23 protein-coding genes, 1 other RNA gene and 1 pseudogene are annotated in these 20,014 nt (G+C 60.3%); 11 read left to right on the top strand and 14 right to left on the bottom strand.

All coding sequences use genetic code 11. The features are described from left to right. Positions 1–70 precede the first annotated feature (70 nt). The 6 genes and pseudogenes from ACXRVY_RS05190 to ACXRVY_RS05165 form a co-directional block, all read right to left on the bottom strand. Positions 71–1,075, bottom strand: coding sequence for an extracellular solute-binding protein (locus tag ACXRVY_RS05190; protein WP_223456534.1), 1,005 nt, complete (start codon positions 1,073–1,075; stop codon positions 71–73). Positions 1,076–1,322: 247 nt separating this feature from the next. Beyond that, a complete protein-coding gene (locus tag ACXRVY_RS05185; RefSeq protein ID WP_223457000.1) occupies positions 1,323–2,540 on the bottom strand; it encodes a 2-octaprenyl-3-methyl-6-methoxy-1,4-benzoquinol hydroxylase in 1,218 nt (405 codons plus the stop codon). A 9-nt stretch (positions 2,541–2,549) separates the two neighbouring features. Continuing rightward, a pseudogene (locus tag ACXRVY_RS05180) lies at positions 2,550–2,660 on the bottom strand (tetrameric acyl-CoA thioesterase); the annotation flags it as partial. A gap of 38 nt (positions 2,661–2,698) precedes the next feature. After that, positions 2,699–3,886 (bottom strand): 2-octaprenyl-6-methoxyphenyl hydroxylase, encoded by a 1,188-nt coding sequence (gene ubiH, locus ACXRVY_RS05175; protein ID WP_223456532.1) that lies wholly within the window; start codon positions 3,884–3,886, stop codon positions 2,699–2,701. Then, positions 3,883–5,217 (bottom strand): Xaa-Pro aminopeptidase, encoded by a 1,335-nt coding sequence (gene pepP / locus ACXRVY_RS05170; protein ID WP_223456530.1) that lies wholly within the window; start codon positions 5,215–5,217, stop codon positions 3,883–3,885. The genes ubiH and pepP overlap by 4 nt, the downstream gene beginning before the upstream one ends. A 27-nt stretch (positions 5,218–5,244) precedes the next feature. Further along, the gene (locus ACXRVY_RS05165) at positions 5,245–5,802 is read right to left on the bottom strand and encodes a YecA/YgfB family protein (RefSeq protein WP_223456527.1); all 558 of its coding nucleotides are present in this window, start codon (positions 5,800–5,802) and stop codon (positions 5,245–5,247) included. Between the two features lie 195 nt (positions 5,803–5,997). Here ACXRVY_RS05165 and ACXRVY_RS05160 point away from each other — a divergent pair, with 195 nt between their 5' ends. The 4 genes from ACXRVY_RS05160 to ACXRVY_RS05145 all read left to right on the top strand — a co-directional run bounded on the left by ACXRVY_RS05160 (position 5,998) and on the right by ACXRVY_RS05145 (position 7,423). Further along, positions 5,998–6,207, top strand: coding sequence for a TIGR02449 family protein (locus ACXRVY_RS05160; protein ID WP_007982902.1), 210 nt, complete (start codon positions 5,998–6,000; stop codon positions 6,205–6,207). Continuing rightward, positions 6,204–6,521 carry a cell division protein ZapA gene (locus tag ACXRVY_RS05155; protein WP_008055229.1) on the top strand — a complete coding sequence of 106 codons (318 nt, stop codon included), beginning with the start codon at positions 6,204–6,206 and terminating at the stop codon, positions 6,519–6,521. Before ACXRVY_RS05160 ends, ACXRVY_RS05155 begins: the two co-directional genes overlap by 4 nt. 30 nt (positions 6,522–6,551) lie before the next feature. Continuing rightward, positions 6,552–6,730, top strand: a non-coding RNA gene (ssrS, locus tag ACXRVY_RS05150) — 6S RNA. 87 nt (positions 6,731–6,817) lie between these two features. Beyond that, positions 6,818–7,423 carry a 5-formyltetrahydrofolate cyclo-ligase gene (locus tag ACXRVY_RS05145; protein ID WP_223456525.1) on the top strand — a complete coding sequence of 202 codons (606 nt, stop codon included), beginning with the start codon at positions 6,818–6,820 and terminating at the stop codon, positions 7,421–7,423. 35 nt (positions 7,424–7,458) lie between these two features. Here ACXRVY_RS05145 and ACXRVY_RS05140 read toward each other — a convergent pair whose 3' ends face one another. Continuing rightward, entirely contained in the window at positions 7,459–7,614 is a 156-nt protein-coding gene (locus ACXRVY_RS05140) for a hypothetical protein (RefSeq protein WP_007978897.1), read from the bottom strand. 195 nt (positions 7,615–7,809) lie between these two features. Here ACXRVY_RS05140 and ACXRVY_RS05135 point away from each other — a divergent pair, with 195 nt between their 5' ends. Next, on the top strand, positions 7,810–8,262 hold the full coding sequence (locus ACXRVY_RS05135; RefSeq protein WP_223456523.1) for an EVE domain-containing protein: 453 nt from the start codon (positions 7,810–7,812) through the stop codon (positions 8,260–8,262). A 142-nt stretch (positions 8,263–8,404) separates the two neighbouring features. On the opposite strand, the gene ACXRVY_RS05130 is transcribed toward ACXRVY_RS05135, so the two are convergent. Beyond that, a complete protein-coding gene (locus tag ACXRVY_RS05130; RefSeq protein ID WP_223456521.1) occupies positions 8,405–8,812 on the bottom strand; it encodes a flagellar basal body-associated protein FliL in 408 nt (135 codons plus the stop codon). 150 nt (positions 8,813–8,962) lie between these two features. On the opposite strand from ACXRVY_RS05130, the gene ACXRVY_RS05125 reads away from it, so the two are divergent. Further along, the gene (locus ACXRVY_RS05125; protein ID WP_223456519.1) at positions 8,963–9,940 is read left to right on the top strand and encodes an NADPH:quinone oxidoreductase family protein; all 978 of its coding nucleotides are present in this window, start codon (positions 8,963–8,965) and stop codon (positions 9,938–9,940) included. Positions 9,941–10,062: 122 nt separating this feature from the next. Here the strand turns inward: ACXRVY_RS05125 and ACXRVY_RS05120 are convergent, their stop codons facing one another. After that, a complete protein-coding gene (locus ACXRVY_RS05120; RefSeq protein ID WP_223456517.1) occupies positions 10,063–10,731 on the bottom strand; it encodes a gamma-glutamylcyclotransferase in 669 nt (222 codons plus the stop codon). A gap of 313 nt (positions 10,732–11,044) precedes the next feature. Between ACXRVY_RS05120 and ACXRVY_RS05115 the strand changes: the two genes are divergently transcribed. Beyond that, the gene (locus tag ACXRVY_RS05115; RefSeq protein WP_223456514.1) at positions 11,045–11,521 is read left to right on the top strand and encodes a sn-glycerol-3-phosphate transporter; all 477 of its coding nucleotides are present in this window, start codon (positions 11,045–11,047) and stop codon (positions 11,519–11,521) included. Positions 11,522–11,533: 12 nt separating this feature from the next. Here ACXRVY_RS05115 and ACXRVY_RS05110 read toward each other — a convergent pair whose 3' ends face one another. The 5 genes from ACXRVY_RS05110 to ACXRVY_RS05090 all read right to left on the bottom strand — a co-directional run bounded on the left by ACXRVY_RS05110 (position 11,534) and on the right by ACXRVY_RS05090 (position 16,774). Further along, a complete protein-coding gene (locus tag ACXRVY_RS05110) occupies positions 11,534–12,502 on the bottom strand; it encodes a CDP-6-deoxy-delta-3,4-glucoseen reductase (protein ID WP_223456512.1) in 969 nt (322 codons plus the stop codon). Beyond that, on the bottom strand, positions 12,502–13,968 hold the full coding sequence (gene ubiD, locus ACXRVY_RS05105) for a 4-hydroxy-3-polyprenylbenzoate decarboxylase (RefSeq protein ID WP_108217171.1): 1,467 nt from the start codon (positions 13,966–13,968) through the stop codon (positions 12,502–12,504). The genes ACXRVY_RS05110 and ubiD overlap by 1 nt, the downstream gene beginning before the upstream one ends. 140 nt (positions 13,969–14,108) lie before the next feature. Then, entirely contained in the window at positions 14,109–15,368 is a 1,260-nt protein-coding gene (gene rho, locus ACXRVY_RS05100; protein WP_057712815.1) for a transcription termination factor Rho, read from the bottom strand. 247 nt (positions 15,369–15,615) lie between these two features. After that, a complete protein-coding gene (gene trxA / locus ACXRVY_RS05095; protein ID WP_003206727.1) occupies positions 15,616–15,945 on the bottom strand; it encodes a thioredoxin TrxA in 330 nt (109 codons plus the stop codon). 121 nt (positions 15,946–16,066) lie between these two features. Further along, positions 16,067–16,774, bottom strand: a complete 708-nt coding sequence (locus ACXRVY_RS05090) for a FadR/GntR family transcriptional regulator (RefSeq protein WP_458237077.1) — start codon at positions 16,772–16,774, stop codon at positions 16,067–16,069. 256 nt (positions 16,775–17,030) lie between these two features. Between ACXRVY_RS05090 and ACXRVY_RS05085 the strand changes: the two genes are divergently transcribed. Genes ACXRVY_RS05085 through ACXRVY_RS05070 form a run of 4 tightly spaced genes read left to right on the top strand, consistent with a single transcriptional unit; the run spans position 17,031 to position 19,878 of the window. Next, the gene (locus ACXRVY_RS05085) at positions 17,031–17,816 is read left to right on the top strand and encodes a transporter substrate-binding domain-containing protein (RefSeq protein ID WP_223456508.1); all 786 of its coding nucleotides are present in this window, start codon (positions 17,031–17,033) and stop codon (positions 17,814–17,816) included. Between the two features lie 22 nt (positions 17,817–17,838). Continuing rightward, the gene (locus tag ACXRVY_RS05080) at positions 17,839–18,507 is read left to right on the top strand and encodes an amino acid ABC transporter permease (protein WP_223456506.1); all 669 of its coding nucleotides are present in this window, start codon (positions 17,839–17,841) and stop codon (positions 18,505–18,507) included. Then, on the top strand, positions 18,504–19,154 hold the full coding sequence (locus ACXRVY_RS05075) for an amino acid ABC transporter permease (protein ID WP_223456504.1): 651 nt from the start codon (positions 18,504–18,506) through the stop codon (positions 19,152–19,154). The genes ACXRVY_RS05080 and ACXRVY_RS05075 overlap by 4 nt, the downstream gene beginning before the upstream one ends. Then, the gene (locus tag ACXRVY_RS05070) at positions 19,141–19,878 is read left to right on the top strand and encodes an amino acid ABC transporter ATP-binding protein (RefSeq protein WP_223456502.1); all 738 of its coding nucleotides are present in this window, start codon (positions 19,141–19,143) and stop codon (positions 19,876–19,878) included. The genes ACXRVY_RS05075 and ACXRVY_RS05070 overlap by 14 nt, the downstream gene beginning before the upstream one ends. The last annotated feature ends 136 nt before the right edge of the window (positions 19,879–20,014 follow it).

Genomic DNA, 20,014 nt, shown 5'->3' with positions numbered 1-20,014 from the left:
ACATTGGGTTGGTGATCAACCTGTAGGAGCTGCCGAAGGCTGCGATCTTTTGACCTTTAAAACAGCAGGCTCAGTTCCAGCCAGCCCGATCCATCATACGAATCGCCTCAGCCTGGCGCTTGCCGGCAATTTCCACCGGCAAGGTATCGGCAATGAACTTGCCCCAGGCCGCCACTTCCTCAGAAGGTGCAACCACCGGGTTCGCCGGGAACTCCTGGTTCACGTCGGCAAAGATTTTCTGCGCTTCAGGGGTGGTCATCCACTCCACCAGGGCCTTGGCCGCTTCCGGGTGCGGCGCGTGTCGGGTCAGGCCGATACCCGACAGGTTGACGTGTACGCCACGGTCAGCCTGGTTCGGCCAGAACAGTTTCACCGGCAGGTCTGGCTTCTGCTTGTGCAGGCGGCCGTAGTAGTAGGTGTTGACGATACCGACGTCGCACTGGCCGGCGTTGATCGCCTCCAGCACGGCGGTGTCGTCGGAGAACACGTCAGTGGACAGGTTCTTGACCCAGCCCTTGAGGATCTCCTCGGTCTTCTCGGCGCCGTGCACTTCGATCATGGTCGCGGTCAGGGACTGGTTGTAGACCTTCTTCGCCGTGCGCAGGCACAGGCGGCCTTCCCATTGCTTGTCGGCCAGCGCTTCGTAGGTGGTCAGTTCGCCCGGCTTCACCCGGTCAGTGGAGTAGGCGATGGTCCGCGCCCGCAGGCTCAGGCCAGTCCAGGCATGAGAGGCAGCCCGGTATTGCAGCGGAATGTTGGCGTCGATGGTTTTCGAGGTGAACGGCTGGAGGATGCCCATCTGCTCGGCTTGCCAGAGGTTGCCAGCATCGACGGTGAGCAGCAGGTCGGCMGGCGTATTCGCGCCCTCGGCCTTGAGCCGCTGCATCAGCGGTGCCTCTTTGTCGGTGATGAACTTCACCTGCACGCCGGTCTTGGCGGTGTAGGCATCGAATACTGGCTTGATCAGCTCGTCGATACGCGAGGAGTAGACCACCACCTCGTCAGCGGCCTGGGCGGCGGTGCTGCCGATCAGGGTCAGGGCCAGTGCGGTCAGTAGACGCTTTGGTGCCAACATGGGAGCGGTCCCTCGGTTGAAAATGAGGGCAAATGATAAGGACTCACATTTAGCTTCTCAATCGAAGCTGGCTGTGGAGGAGTTACCAGATGTTGCTTGAGCTGGAATATGAGGTGCCTGAGCTGCCGCCATCACGAGCAAGCTCGCTCCCACAGGGTTCTCCAGCGCTCACACAAATTGCATTAACACCTGAATTCCTGTGGGAGCGAGCTTGCTCGCGATGGGGCCATAAGCCACAGCGAAAATCTCAGGGCTTGGCAAGCGCCGGCAAATCCCCGGTCAACCCCAGCGCTTCACGCACGAACAAGGCCTTGGCTTCCGGCATCTTCTCAACCATTTTCAATCCGGTATTACGCAACCAGCGCACCGGCAACGGATCGGCCTGGAACAAGCGCTCGAAGCCTTCCATCGCCGCCATCAGTGCCAGGTTGTGAGGCATGCGCCGACGCTCGTAACGACTGAGGACTTTCACATCTGCCAGACGTTCGCCACGTGTTACCGCTTGCAGCAACACTTCGGCCAGCACGGCGGCATCGAGGAATCCGAGATTCACCCCCTGCCCGGCCAACGGGTGAATGGTGTGGGCCGCGTCGCCGATCAACGCCAGGCCTTGCGCCACATAACGCTTGGCATGTCGCTGGCGCAGGGGCACACACAGGCGCGGGTCGGCGCTCAGTACTTCGCCGAGTCGACCTTCAAAGGCGCGCTCCAGCTCCTTGCAGAAACTCTGGTCATCCATCGCCATCAGGCGTTCGGCCTCGCCAGGTGTGGTCGACCAGACGATCGAACACCAATCCTGTTGGCCATCGCGCTCAAGGGGCAGAAACGCCAACGGACCGTTATCGGTGAAGCGCTGCCAGGCCGTCATCTGATGCGGTTTGGCGCAACGCACGCTGGTGACGATGGCATGGTGCAAATAATCCCATTCGCGGGTTGCGACCCCCGCCAGGCGCCGCACCGCTGAGTTGGCGCCATCCGCTGCGATCACCAGTGGAGCGCGCAGGGTGCGGCCATCGGCCAGGGTCAGCAGCCAGTCATCGCCGGAGTGGCGCATCTGTTCCAGTCGCGCATTGGCCAGCAACCCCAGGTCGCAGTCGTGCAGGCGGTCAAGCAAGGCATCCTGGACCACGCGGTTTTCGACGATATGCCCCAACACTTCGGCATGCACGCTGGCCGCCGAAAAATGGATTTGCCCGGTGCCGCTGCCATCCCAGACCTGCATGTCGGTGTAGGGGCTGCTGCGCCGCCCGGCGATGCCATCCCAGACACCCAGGCGTTCGAGAATCCGCTGGCTGGCGGCCGACAGGGCGCTCACCCGCGGTTCAAACGCGGCCTGAGCGTTGAAGGGTTTGACACTCATGGGGCTGCCGTCCAGCAGCAGGACTTCCAGCCCGCTGTTCTGCAACGCCAGCGCCAAGGCGCTGCCGACCATTCCGGCCCCGACAATCAGCAGATCTGCGCGCATTTCCATGCTTTAAGCCTGTCTCTCTTGCGGCTTGAGCCGCACGTAAAGGGTTTTCCCGACCCGCGCCACCAGGTGGCCGGCGTCGTCATGAATGTCGACCTGCAATTGCGGCAGGTATTTTTATCAATCGCGCCTTGCCGAACCGGCGGATCGACCCGTTACGCATCCGGTCGCGTACCCAGACCCATCGCCTGTCGGGCAAACCAGCGTTTGGCCGGTGGCAACAGATCGAGGCCGAGCAGTCCGATGTTGCGCCCCAGGGATACCAGCGGCTGAGTACTGCCGAACAGGCGCGTGACCTGATCGGAGAAGCCTACGGTGAGATTTTGATCCAGACGCTGACGCTCGCGATAAGCCTGCAACGTGGCGAAGTCGCCCAGCGGTTTGTCGCTGGCGAGCAGTGCTGCGGCCAAGGCATCGGCATCGCGCAGGGACAGGTTGAACCCCTGGCCGGCAATCGGATGCAGGCTGTGCGCCGCATTGCCGAGCACCGCCAGGTGCGGACGCACCTGTTCTTCGGCTTCGACCAGCGTCAGCGGATACAAGTGCCGTGCACCGACCTGCTTCAACGTGCCGAGGCGATAACCGAATACGCCCTGCAATTCACTGAGGAAACTGCGCTCATCAAGGGCCGCCAGGCGTTGCGCGTCCATGCCCAGGCGGGTCCAGACCAGTGCGCAGCGATTATCCGGAAGCGGCAGCAACGCCATCGGGCCTTCGTCGGTGAAACGCTCGAAAGCCATGCCGTTGTGGGCTTCGCTCGGGGTGATGTTGGCGATCAGCGCGCTCTGGTTGTACGGACGCTTGCGGATGCCGATCCCCAATTGCTCGCGCAGGCCGGAGCGGCCACCATCGGCGAGCACTGCGAGGTCGCATTCCAGGGTGGTTTCATCATTGAGGGTCAGGCGATAGCCATCGGTCAGCGGCTCCATGCGGGTGACTTCCGCCGGGCAGCGCCAACTGATCACGTCCTTGTCCAGGCCTTGCCACAGGCATTGGCCGAGCCAGGCGTTTTCAACGACATAACCCAGTGCTGGAACGCCCTCTTCCATCGCCGACAACCGCGCCGTCGAGAAACGCCCACGGTCGGAAACATGAATCTGCTTGATCGGTTCGGCGCGGCGGGAGACTTCCTGCCAGACGCCCAGCCGTTGATAAATTTGCCGGGAACCGAAGGACAACGCCGAAGAACGGGCGTCGTAACTCGGTTGATACGTGTCGCCGGGGGCGAACGGTTCGATCAGCACGATCTTCCAGCCCCGGGCCTTGGCTCCAGCTTGCAGGGCCAGCGCCAGACTCGCACCGACCAGCCCGCCACCGATGATTGCCAGATTGACTCGACTCATGCCGCTTGTGTCCGCGCGGCGGCCATCAGGGCCTCGATCTCGGCGACGGTTTTCGGCACGCCGTTCGTCAATATTTCACAGCCGGTTTTGGTGACCACTACGTCGTCCTCGATGCGCACGCCAATGCCGCGCCATTTCTTCGCCACGCTCTGGTTGTCCGCAGCGATATAGATCCCCGGCTCCACGGTCAGCGCCATGCCGACTTCCAGCACGCGCCATTCGCCGCCGACCTTGTATTCGCCGACGTCATGTACATCCAGGCCCAGCCAGTGACCGGCGCGGTGCATGTAAAACGCTTTGTAGGCTTCGCTGGCGATCAGTTCGCCAACATCGCCCTGAAGCAGCCCCAGCTTGACCAGCCCGGCCGTTATGACCCGGACCGTCGCTTCGTGAGCCTGGTTCCAGTGTTTGTTCGGGGCGATTTCGGCAAAGGCAGCCTCCTGTGAGGCCAGCACCAATTCGTAAATCGCTTTCTGTTCCGCTGAATACTTGCCGCTGACCGGAAAGGTCCGGGTGATGTCGCTGGCGTAACAATCGATCTCGCAACCGGCATCGATCAGCACCAGATCACCGTCCTTGAGCACCGCGTCATTCTGCTGGTAATGCAGGATGCAGCTGTTGCGCCCCGCCGCGACGATCGACCCGTAGGCCGGCATCTTCGCCCCGCCCTTGCGGAATTCGTAATCGAGCTCGGCTTCCAGGCTGAATTCGTGCAACCCGGCGCGACAGGCCTGCATTGCCCGTACGTGCGCCCGGGCGGAAATCCGCGCCGCCTCGCGCATCACTTTTACTTCTGCCGCCGATTTATACAGGCGCATGTCGTGCAGCAGATGATCCAGGGCAACGAATTCGTTCGGCGGCTGGGCACCAAGGTTGGCCTTGGAGCGGATCACGTTGATCCACTCCATCAGGTGGCGGTCGAATTCGGGATTGCTGCCCATGGCCGAATACACCCGGTCACGGCCTTCGATCAGGCCCGGCAGGATGTCGTCGATATCGGTGATGGGAAAGGCGTCGTCGGCGCCGAAGTCGCGAATCGCGCCTTCCTGCCCGGCACGCAGACCATCCCACAGCTCGCGCTCGGCGTTACGTTCGCGGCAGAACAGGATGTATTCGCCATGCACACGCCCCGGCATCAACACCAGCACGGCCTGGGGCTCGGGAAAACCGCTGAGGTACTGAAAGTCGCTGTCCTGACGGTAAACGTGCTCGACGTCGCGGTTACGAATGGCCACCGCGGCGGCGGGCAGGATGGCGATGCTGTTGGGTTCCATCTGCGCCATCAGGGCCTTGCGGCGACGGCTGTATTCCGATTTCGGGATGTGGATCATGGGCAGATGGCGTTCCCTGGCAAACGATTAGTGCAGAGACGGCTTGGCGGCGGCCGACACGTCTTTTTTGGTCTCGGAGAACAGCAGCAGCGGTGCGACGCGCAGGTATTCCATGACTTCCATGTAGTCGCTCTCGCCGTCTTCGGACTCTTCCAGGGCATCCTGCACCTGGGAAATGGCCGCGAGGTCCTGCAACACTTCGGTGGCCTCGGTGCTCAGCATGCTGCTGTCACGGCAATTCAGGCCGAAACCGCTGAGGAAGCCCTGGCACCACTGGCCCAGTGCGACGGCACGCTCGGTGAGCGGGGCGTCGTCGGTCGGCAACAGCAGAACGACGGTCACGTCATCGCCGGTGAGCTCGCCCTTGACCATCTCTTGCAGGCCGATCAGGGCGTTGCGAACGTTGTCCTGCGGCTCGCTTTCGAGCAGTTCGGCGGCGTCGATCAGCCAGCCTTCGGCGTCGAAACCGGCGCCGGCGCAGCTGCGACCGAGCAACAGGCCATGCAGTTCGGCAGGCGAGACGTTGTGACCGCTGGAAGTCAGCAGGGTGGCGAAGCCTTGGTACGGGGAATTCTGAATGGTCATGGGCAGCTAGGCGCCAGACGGCGCTATGTCTAGAATGAAGGCCTTGTATCCTACATCGACTACCCCTGTAGGAGCGAGCTTGCTCGCGATGAACCCGAGAACACCACGGGGTGTCAGGGACCCGGCGTTAACGTTGGCGACCATCGCGAGCAAGCTCGCTCCTACAAGTCCAACACCCATCAGACAGTGAAGACAATGGAAGACACCGACCTGCAAGCGCTGATGGCCAGACTCGAGCTGCTGATTACACGAGTCGAGCAACTTAAGAGTCAAAACGGACTCTTACTAGCTCAGGAAAAGACCTGGCGCGAGGAACGCGCGCACCTCATTGAAAAAAACGAAATCGCCCGGCGTAAGGTCGAATCGATGATTTCGCGCCTCAAGGCCCTGGAGCAAGACTCATGAGTTCAAGCAATAGCGTCACCGTGCAGATCCTCGACAAAGAGTATTCGATCATCTGCCCTCAGGAAGAGCGCAGTAATCTGGTCAGCGCTGCCCGTTATCTGGACGGCAAGATGCGCGAGATCCGCAGCAGCGGCAAAGTCATCGGCGCCGACCGTATCGCCGTGATGGCAGCGCTGAACATCACCCACGACCTGCTACACAAGGAAGAACGCCCGGATATCCAGGCCAGCGGTTCGACCCGCGAACAGGTGCGTGACCTGCTCGATCGTGTCGATCTGGTGCTCGCCACCGATCCGGACGTCACCAAGGGCTGATTCGCGCCGCCGCTTGCGGTATAATCCCCTCACTCCCTGGGGTGCTTGCCAGTTGGCGATGTCCCTGAGCCGATTTGCTATACCCTGGAGGTTGCACGTTGGGCTGGTGTGCATGTCCGCTAGACGGAAAGCCTTAAAGCCTACTGCATCTTCCACCTTGAACTTTCGGGTTCAAGGGCTAAGTCGACAGCGGCACATTCGGGGAGCCTGATTTCCAGTCCAATGYCGGTTTTGATACCGGCATTGGCGTTTTTACGGGTACGCTTCACGTATCCGCACTGTTGAAGCCCGAATACATGACCGAACCTGCGCTGCTCCCCCGCCCGCAACTTCGACGCATGCTGCGCAAGGCCCGCCGCGCACTGACCCCCAGCCAGCAGCGCCAGGCCGCTCGCGGGCTGTACAGGCAATTGGCCCAGCAACCGCTGTTCCGCCGCGCCAGACACATCTCGCTCTACTTGCCGACCGACGGTGAAATCGATCCACGCCTGTTGCTGCGTGCCGCACAGCGCCGGGGCAAGGCCACCTATCTGCCGGTCCTGAGCGCCTGGCCGCGAACCAAAATGGTGTTCCAGCGCATCCGACCCGGGGAAAAGCTCAAACCCAACCGCTTCCGCATTCTCGAACCACGGGCCAACCTCGCCCGGCAACGCAAGATCTGGGCGCTGGACCTGGTGTTGTTGCCCTTGGTGGGGTTTGACGATGTCGGCGGACGCTTGGGGATGGGCGGCGGTTTCTATGATCGGAGCCTGGCCTACCTGGCGCGACGAAACGACTGGCGCAAGCCGACGCTGTTGGGACTTGCCCATGAATGTCAGAAGGTGGGGCGATTGGCTCAGGCAAGCTGGGATGTGCCGCTACAAGGAACGGTGACGGACAAGGCCTGGTATTACGCAGGGTAGGCGCCACTTCGATCAGCGACGCCGAGGCAACAGGATCAGCGCTTGAAGGCTGTCGACTGTTGCTGCAATTGGGCGAGCTCGACTGGTGCATCGGTCTTGCTGGCCCACAGGCTTTGGGCATAGCCAGTGGTCACGACGCCAAGGCCAAACAAAATGACCAAAATCCATAGTAAATCCGGTTTGCGTTTCATCGATTACCCCCCAAAGGCATATCTACACGATGACAGCAGCGGTTTCCGTTTGTAGGCCGTGCAGCAGCGTCAAGCTTTAAAGGCCGGCATTTTGCGACAACGTGAACCGCTGCGCAAATGCTGACGTCAACCGACTGTCGGTTTGTCATAAAATTGCCGACAAGCTGCTCAATCACCACGCAAGGAGCAACAGACATGGCCTATTGGCTGATGAAATCCGAGCCCGACGAACTCTCGATCAAAGGACTGGAAAAGCTCGGTAAAGCGCGCTGGGACGGGGTTCGCAACTATCAGGCACGCAATTTCCTGCGGGCCATGGCGGTGGGGGACGAGTTCTTTTTCTATCATTCCAGCTGCCCTGAGCCTGGTATTGCCGGAATCGGCAAAATTATCGAAGCCGCGTATTCGGACCCGACGGCACTGGAGCCGCAGAGCCATTATTTTGACCCGAAGGCCACCCCGGACAAAAATGCCTGGAGCGCGATCGATGTCGCGCATGTCGAGACGTTTGTCCGGGTGTTGAAGCTGGATTACCTGAAGCAGCAGACGGCGCTGGCCGAGTTGCCGCTGGTGCAGAAAGGTTCGCGGCTGTCGGTGATGCCAGTAACCCCGGAGCAGTGGGCGGCGGTGATCGCTTTAAAACCTTGAGTCATTTATCGCCAAGACTGGCCTAATCGCGAGCAAGCTCGCTCCCACAGTGGATTTGTGTTGAAGCACAATCACATATCCATCACAGAACCCTGTGGGAGCGAGCTTGCTCGCGATGAGGCCGGCAGGAGCAGCGAAAAACTTACTGAATGATCAAGTTGTTGAACAACAAGTCCTCAACCACCGGCTTACCGGTTTCGTCGTTCATCACCTGCTGGGTCTGCTTCAACGCTTCCTGACGCAGCTTTTCCTTGGCCTCGACGTTGTTCATCGTCTCGGTAGTCTGCTGGGCGAACAGCGCGACCAATTGATTGCGGATCAAAGGCTCATTGGCCTTCACCGCTTTGGCCGCCTCGTCACCGGTCACCCGCAACGCCACATCGGCCTTGTAGACCTTCAGTTTCGGCGTGCCGTCCAGCCCGTAGTTACCCACGAACGGCGGGCTCAGGGTGATGTAACTGACCTTCGGAGCTGCATCCTCTTTGGCTTCTTCGGCCACCGCTGTCACAGGCAGAGACAGGGCCAGCATCAACATGATCCACGCTTTCAAAATTCGCTCCTTATCCGGTTTGCGGCCTAGCATAACGACCCGTCACGCCAGCACAAGCTTATGGCTGACTATCAGGGCCAGGCATGCTCGTTGACCCATCAACTCACACACCTACACTTATCGGCCATCACTCCCAAAGGAATAGCCCTGATGAAAGCCGTGCTGTGCAAAGCCTTCGGCCCTGCCGAATCGCTGGTGCTGGAAGACGTCGCCAGTCCTGTCGCGAAGAAGAATGAAATCCTGCTGGACGTGCACGCCGCCGGGGTCAACTTCCCCGACACGTTGATCATCGAGGGCAAATACCAATTCAAGCCGCCCTTCCCGTTCTCTCCGGGTGGCGAAGCGTCCGGTGTGGTCAGCGCCGTGGGCGAAAAGGTCAGCCACTTGAAAGTCGGTGACCGGGTCATGGCCCTGACCGGCTGGGGCAGCTTTGCCGAACAGGTCGTCGTGCCGGGCTACAACGTGTTGCCGATCCCGCCGTCCATGGACTTCAACACCGCCGCCGCCTTCAGCATGACCTACGGCACCTCGATGCACGCCCTCAAGCAGCGCGGCAACCTGCAACCTGGCGAAACCCTGCTGGTGCTTGGCGCCTCCGGCGGTGTCGGCCTGGCGGCGGTGGAAATCGGCAAAGCCATGGGCGCCCGGGTGATCGCCGCAGCCAGCAGCGCAGAGAAACTCGCCGTGGCCCAGGCCGCCGGCGCCGACGAACTGATCAACTACAGCGAAACCAGCCTGAAGGACGAAATCAAGCGCCTGACCGACGGCCAGGGCGCTGACGTGATCTACGATCCGGTAGGCGGCGACCTGTTCGACCAGGCCATCCGCGCCATCGCCTGGAACGGCCGCCTGCTGGTGGTCGGTTTTGCCAGTGGGCGCATTCCTGAGCTACCGGTGAACCTGGCCCTGCTCAAGGGCGCAGCAGTGCTCGGCGTGTTCTGGGGCTCGTTCGCCCAACGTCAGCCGCAAGACAACGCGGCGAACTTCCAGCAACTGTTCGGCTGGTTTGCCGAAGGCAAGTTGAAACCGCTGGTGTCGCGGGTTTATCCATTGAGCAATGCGGCGCAAGCCATCAATGATCTTGGCCAACGCAAGGCGGTCGGGAAGGTTGTTGTGCAGGTTCGCTGAGCGAGGCAAGCGATCTGAACTTCGAAAGACGTCATTCAGATCGCTTTTCATTGGCACGTAGATCAAAGCAACTGGCGAAGATCTTCAGGCAAAAAGCTCATGTGTTGCGAACCAGTCTCCAGTCAGGGCCGCGCGACATTCGCCTGGTCAGACTTCGATTTACAGCGCTTGAGCCGCGCCTCCAGATTCCGGTCTGGCATGGCGTGGCTGCGCAGGGCATGCGCGGTCTGCTCGACATAATCGCGAGTGGTTCCGTAGCGCCCGCAGGCGTTTTCGAACACATGGCTCAGAACATGGTCCGGCAAGTTGCCGGCATAACTGGGCAGGTGTCGCTCCAGCACAAAACCCAATGCCTGTACCTGGCTGCCATCTTCGAGACGGCAGTTGAGCCAGTGCGGGCGGTAGGAAGGGAATGGCATCTCGCGCTGCCAAAGTGCATAAAGCGATGCTTCGAGTTGCTCTTCGGGCAAGCGATAGGCGAAACCGCTGCAAGAACCGCCGCGATCCAGGCCAAACACCAGGCCGGGCATTTCCGGTGTGCCGCGATGTTCGTGGGACCACAGGTATAACCCGCGATGGTAGCCATGCACCCGGCCGCGAACCCGTTCAACCGCCGTGCATTCAGGTCGCCAGATCAGCGAACCATACGCAAACAGCCACACCGGCCCGCCCTTGTGGCGCGCCATGGTCGATTGCATCGAGCTGAGCAGTTGTTCGTGAGTGAGCTGCGGCCCCAGATCGAGCCGCGGAGGGTAAGCCAGATTCAAAAAAGCAGATTCAATGGCGCTCATGGCAACAGTTGTTCGGCCCCGCAAGCATTACAAAATGTAAACACTATTAATGTAATAGAACATATAGCAGTAAAGGTAAAACTAAAAGTGATAAAGGACGTTTACCTGACTGTCTATATACCCTAATGTCATTCTGCAAATATCTTAAATACCAGAATGAAATATGCATAAGCATTGAGTCCTTCCGGGAATAAAGCCGCCTGCCAGAAACGTCCTACTCCCCCTTCAGATTTGTCGCCTTCCGGCCTCCATCGGGCGTCGCGTATAACGGCCACACAGGCGCAAGCCAGACTGCCTTCACAGGGGGCCGCCGATGAAAAAACCATGGTTTTACGCAGTGCTGTCGATGGTCTTGGCGCCATTGGCGCTGGCACAGCATGCAAGCTCAAACGACACCGGTTCCTGGTATTTGCAGACCAGTGTTTATACGAAGCACTATTCGCCCGACCCCAGGCACAACAACAATCAGGATCTTATTGGTCTTGAACGTATCGATGCGTCCGATTGGCTGTTTGGCGCTGCCACTTTTCGCAATTCGTACAGTCAGCGCTCACATTATGTCTACGCGGGTAAACGCTACGAAAGCGCCTCCTATCCCGTGTATATCAAATTCACGGGCGGCCTGCTGGAAGGCTACCGTGGCAAACATAAGGACAAGATCCCCCTGAATCGCTTCGGGGTCGCACCGGCGATCATCCCCTCACTGGGCACACATTACGGTCCGGTGGCAGCCGAGCTGGTGTTGCTCGGCTTCAACGCCGCCATGGTGACCACTGGCGTGCGCTTCTGACCCCTCGCTGACCTACGAGCGTGGTGCGTAGGCAAAAACGTCGGCACGCATCTGATGCGCATCCATTCCCGCTTCCACCAGCGCATCCAGCGTGCCGTAGACCATGGCCGGAGAGCCGCTGGCGTACACGTGCAGCGGCTTGAGGTCAGGGAAGTCTTCACAGACCGCTTCATGCAACATGCCGCAACGCCCTTCCCAGTTGCATTGATCGCTGACGACCTTGTGCAGGAACAGATTGGGCAGCTTCAGCCATTCGTCCCAATGCTCGACTTGATAAAAGTCTTCTGGACGACGCACGCCCCAATACAGGTGCACCGGATGTTTGAAACCCGAGGCCCGGCAATGTTCGATCAGGCCATGGATCTGGCCCATGCCGGTGCCAGCGGCGATCAGCACGAGAGGACCGTCCGGCAACTCTTCCAGGTGGGTATCGCCAAACGGCAACTCGACCCGCACCATGCTGTTGCGCTGAAGCTGTTCGATCAGACCCAGCGCACTGGATTCGCGCGCCAGCACGTGGATTTCCAGGTCGCGTCCCGCATGCGGTGCCGAGGCGAGGGAGAAGGCGGACTTTTCGCCGTTCTCGCGTTCGATCATCAGGTACTGACCGGCGTGGTAGCGTGGCGGTTTACCGGCCGGAGCCCGCAGACGCACGCGCCAGGTGTCGCCGCCCACGTCCTTGCACTCAATGACCTGACACGACACGCTGCGCACCGGCAGTTCTCCCAAGGCGAGCACGCCATCCCACAGCACGATGCAGTCTTCCAGCGGCTCCGCTATGCAAGTGTAGAACTCGCCATGATCACGCACATTGCCGGCCTGCTCGACCCGCCCTTCCACCAGCAGCGCGGCGCACACGTGGCAATTGCCGTTGCGGCAGCTTTGCGGGCATTCGTAGCCCAGACGTCGTGCGCCATCGAGAATCCGCTCGCCGGGCAATATCTCAAGCACTGCTCCGGAGGGCTGCAAGGTTACACGCATCAATCTATTCCTAACTGATTCCAGATGGCATCGATCCGCTGGGTCACGGCATCGTCCTTGACGATGACCCTGCCCCACTCGCGGGTGGTTTCGCCCGGCCATTTATGTGTGGCATCGAGGCCCATTTTCGAACCCAGGCCGGACACCGGCGAAGCGAAGTCCAGGTAGTCGATCGGCGTGTTGTCGATCATCACCGTGTCGCGCTTGGGATCCATGCGCGTGGTGATGGCCCAGATCACGTCGTTCCAGTCCCGGGCGTTGATATCGTCGTCGGTGACGATAACGAACTTGGTGTACATGAACTGTCGCAAAAACGACCAGACACCCAGCATTACCCGCTTGGCGTGGCCCGGATACGACTTCTTCATGGTCACGATGGCCATGCGGTACGAGCAGCCTTCGGGCGGCAAGTAGAAATCGGTGATCTCCGGGAACTGCTTCTGCAGGATCGGCACGAACACTTCGTTCAGCGCAACGCCGAGAATCGCCGGTTCATCCGGTGGACGGCCGGTGTAGGTGCTGTGGTAGATCGGTTTGATCCGGTGGGTGATGCGCTCGACGGTGAATACCGGGAAGCTGTCGACTTCGTTGTAGTAACCGGTGTGGTCGCCGTACGGGCCTTCATCGGCCATTTCGCCCGGATGGATCACGCCTTCGAGGATGATTTCGGCGGTGGCCGGCACTTGCAGGTCATTGCCGCGGCATTTCACCAGCTCGGTGCGGTTGCCGCGCAACAGGCCGGCGAAAGCGTATTCGGAAAGGCTGTCGGGAACCGGAGTCACGGCACCAAGGATGGTTGCCGGGTCCGCGCCCAATGCCACAGATACCGGGAACGGCTGGCCGGGATGCTTCTCGCACCATTCGCGGTAATCCAGCGCGCCGCCACGATGGCTCAGCCAGCGCATGATGACCTTGTTGCGACCGATCACTTGCTGACGATAGATGCCGAGGTTCTGGCGATCCTTGTTCGGGCCTTTGGTGACGGTCAGGCCCCAGGTGATCAACGGGCCAACGTCGCCCGGCCAGCAGGTCTGCACCGGCAACATGGCCAGGTCGACGTCGTCGCCTTCGATGACCACTTCCTGGCACACCGCGTCCTTGACGACTTTCGGCGCCATCGAAATGATCTTGCGGAAGATCGGCAGCTTGGACCAGGCATCCTTCAAGCCTTTCGGCGGCTCGGGTTCCTTGAGGAACGCCAGCAGCTTGCCGATTTCGCGCAGTTCGCTGACTGCCTCGGCGCCCATGCCCAATGCCACGCGCTCGGGGGTGCCGAACAGGTTGCCGAGCACGGGAATGTCATAACCGGTGGGTTTTTCGAAAAGCAGGGCCGGACCCTTGGCGCGCAAGGTGCGGTCGCAGACCTCGGTCATTTCCAGTACTGGGGACACCGGAACCTGGATGCGCTTGAGTTCACCGCGCTGTTCCAGGCCGCTGATAAAGTCGCGCAAGTCGCGATACTGCATGCGTGAGCCTCGTGTTGGCCGTGGCGTTCGGGGCAGGCAGTTTAGCGCCGAACCCTTCGGTTCAGAACCACGAACTGCCACCTGATCAAAAATCGGATAGCAAAAAGCCGGGTTTCCCCGGCTTTTTGTGCCTGCTCGACTTACTTGCGCTTCATCGACAGGAAGAACTCATCGTTGGTCTTGGTCGTTTTCAGCTTGTCGACCAGGAACTCGATGGCAGCGATTTCATCCATCGGGTGCAGCAGCTTGCGCAGAATCCACATGCGCTGCAGCTCGTCGTCGGCGGTCAGCAACTCTTCGCGGCGGGTGCCGGAACGGTTGATGTTGATGGCCGGGAACACGCGCTTTTCAGCGATACGACGATCCAGCGGCAGCTCCATGTTGCCGGTGCCTTTGAATTCCTCGTAGATCACTTCGTCCATCTTCGAGCCGGTTTCAACCAGCGCGGTGGCGATGATGGTCAGCGAGCCGCCTTCTTCGATGTTCCGCGCGGCGCCGAAGAAACGCTTCGGTTTCTCCAGGGCGTGGGCATCGACACCACCGGTCAGTACCTTGCCGGAGCTCGGGATCACGGTGTTGTAGGCGCGAGCCAGACGGGTGATGGAGTCGAGCAGGATCACCACGTCTTTCTTGTGCTCGACCAGGCGCTTGGCCTTCTCGATCACCATTTCGGCAACCTGCACGTGGCGGGTTGGCGGCTCGTCGAACGTCGAGGCAACCACTTCGCCGCGCACGGTGCGCTGCATTTCGGTCACTTCTTCCGGACGTTCGTCGATCAGCAGCACGATCAGGTGAACTTCAGGATTGTTACGCGCGATGTTCGCGGCAATGTTCTGCAGCATGATCGTCTTGCCCGCTTTCGGCGGTGCAACGATCAGGCCGCGCTGGCCTTTACCGATCGGGGCGCACAGGTCGATGACTCGACCGGTCAAGTCTTCGGTGGAACCGTTGCCGGCTTCCATCTTCATGCGCACGGTCGGGAACAGCGGGGTCAGGTTCTCGAAGAGAATCTTGTTTTTCGCGTTTTCCGGACGGTCGAAGTTGATGGTGTCGACCTTGAGCAACGCGAAATAACGCTCGCCTTCCTTCGGAGGACGGATCTTGCCAACGATGGTGTCACCGGTGCGCAAGTTGAAACGACGGATCTGGCTCGGCGAGACGTAGATATCGTCCGGACCGGCGAGATAGGAAGCGTCAGCGGAGCGCAGGAAGCCGAAGCCGTCCTGGAGAATCTCCAGCACGCCATCACCGGAGATTTCCTCACCGCTTTTCGCGTGCTTCTTGAGCAGGGAGAAAATCACGTCCTGCTTGCGCGAACGGGCCATATTTTCTATGCCCATCTGTTCGGCCAATTCGAGCAGTTCGGTAATCGGCTTTTGCTTGAGTTCAGTCAGATTCATATAGGAATGACGTAATCATTTATGGAGGGGGGAAATTAAGCTTTTGGCTTAATGAGGCCGCGCCGCGGAGAAGGCGACAGGATCGCGTACTTATTCGAAAAGGAGTGCGTCGGCGACGGCTAGCAGGGGGCAATGGAGAAACCAGTGCGGGGCCGAATGTACCACCTGAGTTTAGGAGCGTCTAGCCCTGAATACGCAAAAAGCCCCGCTATTTGCGGGGCTTATTCAGGACACTTTGCGGCGACGCTTAGATGTTGGCGTCGAGGAAAGCAGCCAGTTGCGACTTCGACAGTGCGCCGACCTTGGTCGCTTCAACGTTGCCGTTCTTGAACAGCATCAGGGTCGGGATACCGCGCACGCCGTGCTTGGCCGGGGTTTCCTGGTTTTCGTCGATGTTCAGCTTGGCAACGGTCAGCTTGCCTTTGTAGGTCTCGGCAATTTCGTCCAGAACAGGAGCGATCATTTTGCAAGGGCCGCACCACTCAGCCCAGTAATCGACCAGTACAGCGCCTTCAGCCTTGAGTACGTCGGCCTCGAAGCTAGCGTCGCTAACGTGTTTGATAAGATCGCTGCTCATGGAATTCTCCAGGGTTGTAAGCAAAAAAACGTGGCCCATCATAGCCGCCCTTCCCTCGTTCAGGAAGGTGCAGTTGATTGACTCTCGCTATGGTGTTCCATGAGTTTGGGTATAGCCCAGGTCACGCCGTGGCGGGAGCGACGAAGGCGATTCCAGTGCGCAACGCCGCGTTACGCACATGCTCGTGCATGGCTTTCTGCGCGGCGCCAGAGGCTCGGCGCGCCAGCGCGCGAAGGATCTTGCGGTGTTCCTGCCAGGTTTCCATGGCCCGTTCGGCCCGGATGAACGGTAGCTTCTGACTCTCCAGGAAGATGTCGGCACTGGCAGTCAGGATACTCAGCATCGCCTGATTGCCGCTGGCCAGCAGGATGCGTCGGTGGAATTCAAAGTCCAGCCGCGCCGCCGCTTCGAAATCGGCGGCTTTCAGTTCGTTGCGCATGGCGGCGACATTGTCTTGCAGCGCATCGAGTTCATCGGTGCTCAAGGTCACGGCCGCCAGCCCCGCGGCAAACCCCTCCAGCGCGTAGCGCAACTGGAAGATATCCAGCGGCGAAGCCTGCGCCGCGAACGGCCAGCCTGGCGCTGCTTCGCCTCGCGGCAGCTCCACCGGCGCCTGCACGAACACGCCCTTGCCCGGCTGGATGCTGATCACGCCCAGCGCACTCAACGATGACAACGCCTCGCGCAACGACGCCCGACTAACTCCCAATTGCACCGCCAGGTCCCGTTGCGAGGGCAAGGCATCCCCCGGTCCGAAGCCCTGCTCGGTAATCAGTTTGYGGATGGCCTGCAGCGCCACTTCAGGTACGGCACGGGAGATCGAATTCATGGTTTTCCAAACGAACCAGGACAATGTGCGCTCAGTTGTAAAGCTATTCACTACGCCCGGCAAGTCGTGCCCCATGGGGGTTCGACAATTTTCCTGGCTGCGCTATCGGGGTGCGAAATACAACCTGACTGTTCAGACCAGTAAGACCGTTCCGCACCAGCAAAACCGCGCTCTGGCGCCCCCAAAACCCTAAGTTGGCATGGCCCATGCTCTGTCGATCCGCAGAAATCACTCCTCGTCGATTCGGAGATTTGCCATGACCCAGCGTTACCGCGCCCTCCTCGCTGCCCTGTTTGCCAGCCTGCTGTTGAGCCAGGTCCCCGCCCACGCCGACGGTCTGGACGATGTGGTCAAGCGCGGCGTCCTCAAGGTCGCCGTGCCCCAGGACTTCCCGCCCTTCGGCTCGGTCGGCCCGGACATGCAACCCCGGGGACTCGACATCGACACCGCGAAACTGCTGGCCGACCAACTCAAGGTCAAACTCGAACTGACCCCGGTCAACAGCACCAACCGCATCCCGTTCCTCACCACCGGCAAGGTCGACCTGGTGATCTCCAGCCTCGGCAAGAACCCGGAACGCGAAAAAGTCATCGACTTCTCCCGCGCCTACGCGCCGTTCTACCTCGCCGTGTTCGGCCCGCCAGACGCCAATGTCAAAGGTCTGGACGATCTCAAGGGCAAGACCATCAGCGTCACCCGCGGCGCCATCGAAGACATTGAGCTGACCAAGGTCGCCCCCGAAGGCGTGACCATCAAGCGCTTCGAAGACAACAACTCGACCATCGCCGCGTATCTCGCGGGCCAGGTCGACCTGATCGCCAGCGGCAACGTGGTGATGGTGGCGATCAGCGAGAAAAGTCCGAAACGCGTGCCAGCGCTGAAAGTGAAGCTCAAGGATTCGCCGGTCTACGTCGGCGTGAACAAGAACGAGCCGGCGCTGCTGGATAAGGTCAACCAGATCCTCATCACCGCCAAGAGCGACGGCGCACTGGAGAAAAACGCCCTGACCTGGCTGAAAGAACCGCTGCCGGCCGATCTCTGATTCGGCGCGCTGGAGACGTTTTATGGCTTATCAGTTCGATTTCCTGCCGGTGGTGAACAACACCGACCTGTTGCTGCGTGGTGCATTGTTCACCCTTGAGCTGACAGCGATCGGCGCTGTGCTCGGCGTGGGGCTGGGCATCGTCGGGGCGCTGGTGCGAGCGTGGAACATCCGGCCTTTCGCGGGGATTTTCGCGGTCTATGTCGAGTTGATCCGCAACACACCATTTCTGGTGCAGTTGTTTTTCATCTTCTTCGGTTTGCCGTCCCTGGGCGCGCAGATCTCCGAATGGCAGGCGGCGGTGTTGGCGATGGTCATCAACCTCGGCGCCTATTCCACCGAGATCATCCGCGCCGGCATCCAGGCGATTCCCCGAGGCCAGCTGGAAGCCGCGGCGGCACTGGCGATGACGCGCTTCGAAGCGTTCCGCCATGTGGTGCTGCTGCCAGCATTGGGCAAAGTCTGGCCGGCGCTGAGTAGCCAGATCATCATCGTCATGCTCGGCTCGGCGGTGTGTTCGCAGATCGCCACCGAAGAGCTGAGTTTCGCTGCCAACTTCATTCAATCGCGCAACTTTCGCGCTTTTGAAACCTACGCCCTGACCACGCTGCTGTACCTGTGCATGGCGCTACTGATCCGCCAGTTGCTGAACTGGATAGGCCACCGCTTCATTGCAAGGAGCAGCCGATGAGCGACTTCACCTTCTGGGACATCGTGCGCAACCTGCTCATGGGCCTGCAATGGACGCTGGCGCTGTCGCTGGTGGCGTTCATTGGTGGCGGGCTGATCGGCTTGCTGATCATGGTCATGCGCATTTCGAAAAAGTCATTGCCGCGCAGTTTCGCCCGCACTTACATCGAACTGTTCCAGGGCACGCCGCTGTTGATGCAGCTGTTCCTGGTGTTTTTCGGCGTGGCGCTGGCCGGGCTGGAGATTTCGCCGTGGATGGCGGCCGCAATCGCGCTGACGCTGTTCACCAGTGCTTACCTGGCGGAGATCTGGCGCGGTTGCGTCGAGTCGATTCCCAACGGCCAATGGGAGGCTTCGTCGAGCCTGGCGTTGAATCCGTTGGAGCAGTTGCGCTACGTGATCCTGCCGCAAGCCCTGCGTATCGCCGTGGCGCCGACGGTGGGCTTCTCCGTGCAAGTGATCAAAGGCACCGCCGTCACCTCGATCATCGGTTTCACCGAACTGACCAAGACCGGCGGCATGCTCGCCAACGCCACCTTCGAACCCTTCATGGTCTACGGCCTCGTCGCTCTCGGCTATTTCCTGCTCTGTTATCCCTTGTCGCTCAGTGCGCGCTACCTGGAAAGGAGACTGCATGCCTCTGCTTAGAATTTCCGCCCTGCATAAATACTACGGCGATCACCATGTGCTCAAAGGCATCGACCTGAGCATCGAGGAAGGCCAGGTGGTGGCGATCATCGGCCGTAGTGGTTCGGGCAAATCCACCCTGCTGCGCACCCTCAACGGCTTGGAGTCGATCAACGACGGCGTGATCGAAGTCGACGGCGAATACCTCGACGCTGCCCGTGCCGATCTGCGCAGCCTGCGGCAGAAGGTCGGCATGGTGTTTCAGCAGTTCAACCTGTTCCCGCACCTGACCGTGGGCGAAAACGTCATGCTCGCGCCGCAAGTGGTGCAAAAAGTACCGAAAGCCAAGGCCGCCGAACTGGCGCGACAAATGCTGGAACGGGTCGGGCTGGGGGAAAAGTTCGATGCCTTCCCGGATCGGCTGTCCGGTGGCCAGCAACAGCGGGTGGCGATTGCCCGTGCCCTGGCGATGTCGCCGAAAGTGCTGCTGTGCGATGAAATCACCTCAGCCCTGGACCCGGAGCTGGTCAATGAAGTACTGAGCGTGGTCCGGCAACTGGCCAGGGAAGGCATGACACTGATCATGGTCACCCACGAAATGCGCTTCGCCCGGGAAGTTGGGGACAAGCTGGTGTTCATGCACCTGGGCAAGGTGCATGAGGTTGGGGATCCGAAAGTACTGTTCGCCAACCCGCAGACGGCGGAGCTGGCGAATTTCATTGGTACTGTGGAAGCGACAGTCTGAAAGTTCTTGAGGGCCTGTGATGGCCCCATCGCGGGCAAGCCCGCTCCCACAGGGTTCTATGTTGGAACAGGATTGTGTGTCCGACGCAAAAACCGGTGGGAGCGAGCTTGCTCGCGATTGACCGCGCAGCGGTCAC

It is taken from the genome of Pseudomonas sp. P5_A2_2 (assembly GCF_054177685.1).
This window is presented reverse-complemented; position numbering and strand designations above follow the sequence as displayed.